Origin of the sequence: Microbacterium sp. B24 (assembly GCF_000333415.1) — a bacterium.
Lineage (GTDB): Bacteria > Actinomycetota > Actinomycetes > Actinomycetales > Microbacteriaceae > Microbacterium.
This window is the reverse complement of sequence record NZ_BADB01000399.1, coordinates 1-4,546: the sequence shown is the minus strand read 5'-3', so window position 1 is coordinate 4,546 and position 4,546 is coordinate 1. Positions and strand designations below refer to the sequence as shown.

General features: G+C 70.8%; 4 protein-coding genes. 1 reads left to right on the top strand and 3 read right to left on the bottom strand.

Annotated features, from left to right (window positions below):
• On the bottom strand, window positions 1-745 hold a 745-nt coding region (locus I5I_RS11900), incomplete at its 3' end, for an ADP-dependent NAD(P)H-hydrate dehydratase (protein WP_036319774.1).
• Between the two features lie 90 nt (window positions 746-835).
• On the opposite strand from I5I_RS11900, the gene I5I_RS11895 reads away from it, so the two are divergent.
• Window positions 836-1,921 (top strand): NADH:flavin oxidoreductase/NADH oxidase, encoded by a 1,086-nt coding sequence (locus I5I_RS11895; protein WP_036319771.1) that lies wholly within the window; start codon window positions 836-838, stop codon window positions 1,919-1,921.
• A 52-nt stretch (window positions 1,922-1,973) separates the two neighbouring features.
• Here the strand turns inward: I5I_RS11895 and I5I_RS11890 are convergent, their stop codons facing one another.
• Window positions 1,974-3,029, bottom strand: a complete 1,056-nt coding sequence (locus tag I5I_RS11890) for a hemolysin family protein (protein ID WP_036319769.1) — start codon at window positions 3,027-3,029, stop codon at window positions 1,974-1,976.
• A complete protein-coding gene (locus tag I5I_RS11885) occupies window positions 3,026-4,381 on the bottom strand; it encodes a hemolysin family protein (RefSeq protein ID WP_036319767.1) in 1,356 nt (451 codons plus the stop codon). Before I5I_RS11885 ends, I5I_RS11890 begins: the two co-directional genes overlap by 4 nt.
• Window positions 4,382-4,546 lie beyond the last annotated feature (165 nt).

Here is a 4,546-nt window from a genome sequence, read left to right as displayed (position 1 = left end):
GGCGGAGCGGCGCTCCGGCGCTGCCGTGCAGCCAGGCCGCGCACGCGGCGGCATCCGCGACACGATCCGGAGCCCCTGCCACAAGCGCTCCCAGAATGCCGGCGAGCACGTCGCCGGTGCCGGCCGTCGCCAGCCATGCGACGCCCGATGTCACCGAGCGCACCGTGCCCTCGGGCGTCGCGATCAGCGTCGTCGAACCCTTCAGCAGCAGGACGGCGCCGGTGACAGCGGCCGTCTCGAGGGCGGCCTGTTCCCGACCGATCGCCGAGGCCAGCCCCAGCCGATCGCGCAATGCGGCGTGCTCGCGATCGTGGGGCGTCAGCACCAGCGGCGCGCGATCGCCCGTGACGGCGGATGCCGCGACGACGAGATCGAGCGCGCCGGCATCGACGACGACCGGCACGTCCCCGGAGAGGATCGTCCGGACCGCCGCGGTCTCGGCAGGGGTGCGAGCGGTGGGGGACGTCCCCGAACCGACCACCCACGCCTGCACCCGCCCGTCGGCCGTCACCGTCTCCGGGCGACGCTGGAGCACGAGGTCGGCGGCCCGACGCGGACCGAGGTAGCGCACCATTCCCGTCCCCGTCCGCCACGCGGCCTCGACGCCCAGAACAGCCGCGCCGGGAAACTCCTCCGATCCGGTGCGCATGCCCACGACGCCTCGGGAATACTTGTCGTCGCTCGCCGTTGGCACCCTGAGGAAGGTGGCCGTCTCGGGTGCCGTCCACGGCGAGGGTGTGCTCATGCGCGCCACCCTACCCGTCCCCGTCCCCCGGTCGTCGGGCGCGCGCCGCCGGCGCGCGTCGGAACGTCCTCACCCCTCCGGAGAGTCGCGATGAGCCTGCTGTTCACCCCCTACGAACTGGCCGGACGCACCGTCCGCAACCGCCTGTGGGTCGCGCCGATGTGTCAGTACTCGGCGACCGACGGTGTACCGAACGACTGGCACCACGTGCACCTCGCCCAGTTCGCGTCCGGCGGCGCCGGCGTCGTCATCGCCGAGGCCACCGCCGTCGTTCCCGAAGGGCGCATCTCGCCGGAGGACGTGGGCCTGTGGAACGACGAGCAGCGCGACGCCTGGACGCCCATCGTCGCCGCGATCCGCGCCCGCGGGGCGCGCGCCGGTGTGCAGCTGGCCCACGCCGGACGCAAGGCGTCGACCTGGTCGCCGTTCTCCGGACGCCGCGGCACCGTCCCCATCGCCGACGGCGGATGGACCACGTTCGCCCCTTCGGCCATCGCCTACGACGGTTTCGAGGCGCCGGAGGCGCTGGATGCCGCGGGCATCCGCCGTATCGTCGATGCCTTCGCCGCTGCCGCGGTGCGGGCGGTCGCGGCCGGATTCGAGGTGCTCGAGATCCATGCCGCCCACGGCTATCTGCTGCACCAGTTCCTGTCGCCGCTGTCCAACCAGCGAGGCGACGAGTACGGCGGCACCCTGGAAAACCGTGCCCGGCTGCTGCTCGAGGTCGTCGACGCGGTGCGCGGTGCGGCGCCGGACGCCGCGCTTCTCGTGCGCTTCTCGGCATCCGACTGGGCCGACGGCGGGTGGGACGTCGGGCAGACGTCGACCGTCGCCGGATGGGCTGCCGCGCGCGGTGCCGACGTCTTCGACATCTCCAGCGGCGGACTCGTCGCCCACCAGCGCATCACCACCGGCCCCGGCTATCAGGTCCCGCTCGCCGCCGAGGTGCGCCGCGTCGCCGACGTCGCGGTCGGTGCCGTGGGCGAGATCACCTCGGGTGTGCAGGCGGAGGAGATCCTGGCGTCCGGAGCCGCCGACGTGATCCTGGCCGGTCGTGAATGGCTGCGTGACCCGCACTTCGCGCTGCGCGCCGAGGTCGAGCTCGGCGGCGCGGACGCCGCGCTGTGGCCCCCGCAGTACGAGCGCGGACGCCCCCGTATCGCTCCCGTTCGGTGAGCGAGCGCCGCAGGGCCCGGCCCACACACCCGGCCCTGCGGCGGCAACGGGCTCAGTAGCCCCGGCGCGTCGCGTCGTGTACCTCGCCGACGAGCTCTTCGATGATGTCCTCCAGGAAGAGCACCGCCGTCGTCTCGCCCCGGGCGTTGCGCACCTGAGCGAGGTGCCGGCTGCTGCGGCGCATCAGGGCCAATGCATCCTCGAGGTCGGTCGTTTCGGCGACCGGCACCATGTGGTGGATGCGCTTCGGTTTGATCGGCGCGGCGACCTTCTCCTCGGCGCCGGCGCCCTCGGCAGCCCGCAGCACGTCCTTGAGGTGGACGTAGCCGAGCGGGATGCCCTCGGCATCCACGATCACGTAGCGCGAGAATCCGTGCTTGGCGACCGCGCGCTCGATCTCTTCGGGCGTCGTCGACTCGGGAAGCGTCACGAGCTCCGACAAGGGCACGGCGACGTCGCCCGCCTTCTTGTCGGTGAACTCCAGCGCGGCCGTCACGGCGCCGGAGGCGTCATCGAGCACACCCTCGATCCGCGACTGGTTCACGATCGTGGCCACCTCGTCGAGGGTGAACGTCGACGCCGCCTCGTTCTTCGGTTCGACGCGGAACAGGCGCACGATGTGGTTGGCCAGCCAGTTGAGCGCGACGATGATCGGGTAGAAGAGCTTCGAGGTCCACACCAGCGGTGTCGCCAGCAGAAGCACGGCCCGGTCCGGGAGCGAGAACGCGAGGTTCTTCGGCACCATCTCCCCGAACACCACGTGCAGGTACGACACCAGGATCAAGGCGATCGCGAACGCGACGCCGCCGATGACCGCCTCGTTCCAGCCCGTCAGTCCCAGGGGCACTTCGAGCAGGTGATGGATCGCCGGCTCCGACACGTTCAGGATCAGCAGCGAGCAGATCGTGATGCCGAGCTGGCTCGTGGCGAGCATGAGCGTGGCGTGCTCCATCGCGTACAGCGCGGTCACCGCGGTCTTGGAGCCCTTCTCGGCGAGCGGCTCGATCTGCGATCGGCGCGCGGAGATGACGGCGAACTCGGCACCGACGAAGAACGCGTTGAACGCGAGCAGCACCACCAGCCACGCGATTCCGGCCCAGTCGCTCATCGACCCTCACCTGCCTCGTTCGCCGCGTCGGACGCATCGGCACCGTCGAGCGCCGCGTGGGGCAGCGGGTGCGGCGTGAACTTGACGCGGTCGACGCGCCGGCCGTCCATGCGCTGCACCTCCAGCGTGCCGTCCTCCAGATCGATGCGGTCGCCGACGACGGGAATGCGCTCCAGCATCGACATGAAGAAGCCGCCGACGGTGTCGTACACGTCGCCCTCGGGCACTCGGATGCCGGTGCGATCGAGCACCTCGTCGGGACGCAGCTCCGCCGGGAACGTCACGGCGCCGGCGACCCGCACGACGCCCGCGCGCGAGCGGTCGTGCTCGTCGAGCACCTCGCCGACGATCTCCTCGACCAGATCCTCCAGGGTGACGACACCCGCGGTGCCCCCGTACTCGTCGACGACGATGGCCATCTGGTAGCCGCGCGAGCGCAGCTCCGACATGACGGCATCCAGGTGGACGGCTTCGGGCACGCGCAGCGGCTCTTCCGCGATGGCGGCCGCGGGAACGTCGCCACGACGCTCGCGCGGCACGCTGACGGCCTGTTTGAGGTGGACGATCCCGGTGATGTCGTCCATCGACTCGTCGAACACCGGGAAGCGACTGTGGCCCGTGCGGCGGGCCAGCTGGATGACGTCCTCGACACTGTCGCCGGCGGCGACCGCATGGATGCTGGGACGCGGTGTCATGACATCCGCGGTCGTCAGTCGCGCGAAGGTGAGCGTGCGATCCAGCAGCGAGGCGGTGTCCTCCTCCAGCACACCGGCACTGGCCGAGCGTCGCACCAGGCTGGCGAGCTCTTCTGCCGTGCGGGCTCCGGAAAGCTCCTCCTTGGGTTCGATCCCCATCCCCCGCAGGATGCCGTTGGCCGAGCCGTTCAGGACGGTGATCGCAGGACGGAACACCGTGGTGAACGCGACCTGGAACGGCATGACGAGTTTCGCGGTCTGACGCGGGATGGCCAGCGCGAAGTTCTTCGGCACGAGCTCACCCAGGATCATGGAGAACGTCGTGGCGACGGCGATGGCGACGGTCGTGGCGACGACGCGAACCACCGCGTCGGGAACGCCCCACGCGGTCAGCACGGGGCTGAGCAGGGTGGTGAGGGCCGGTTCCATCGTGTAGCCGGTGAGCAGGGTGGTCAGCGTGATGCCGAGCTGCGCGCTGGACAGGTGCGTCGAGGTGATCCGCAACGCGCTGATGGTCAGCGACAACCGCGATTCCCCGGCCGCCTGGCGGGCCTCGAGGTCGGCGCGGTCGAGGTTGACGAGCGCGAACTCGCTCGCGACGAAAAGGCCGGTTCCGATGGTGAGCAGGAGCCCCACGCCCAGCATGACGAGTTCCATCACACGTCACCCCCGATCATGCTCGGGGAGGGTCGGTGGGGCGATCGTCTGCAACTGGGAGGGTCGTCCATGGTGCGAAGAAGTTTACGGCACCCGGCCCGTGTCGGGGGCGGATGCCGCCACTCGGCATCCGACTCTAGAGGATCCCCGGGTCCGAGCTCGAAT

Bases quoted from the DNA above. Each gene is read 5' to 3' on its own strand.
- I5I_RS11895 (WP_036319771.1), top strand. From the start codon at position 836: ATGAGCCTGCTGTTCACCCCCTACGAACTGGCCGGACGCACCGTCCGC.
- I5I_RS11890 (WP_036319769.1), bottom strand. From the start codon at position 3,029: ATGAGCGACTGGGCCGGAATCGCGTGGCTGGTGGTGCTGCTCGCGTTC.
- I5I_RS11885 (WP_036319767.1), bottom strand. From the start codon at position 4,381: ATGGAACTCGTCATGCTGGGCGTGGGGCTCCTGCTCACCATCGGAACC.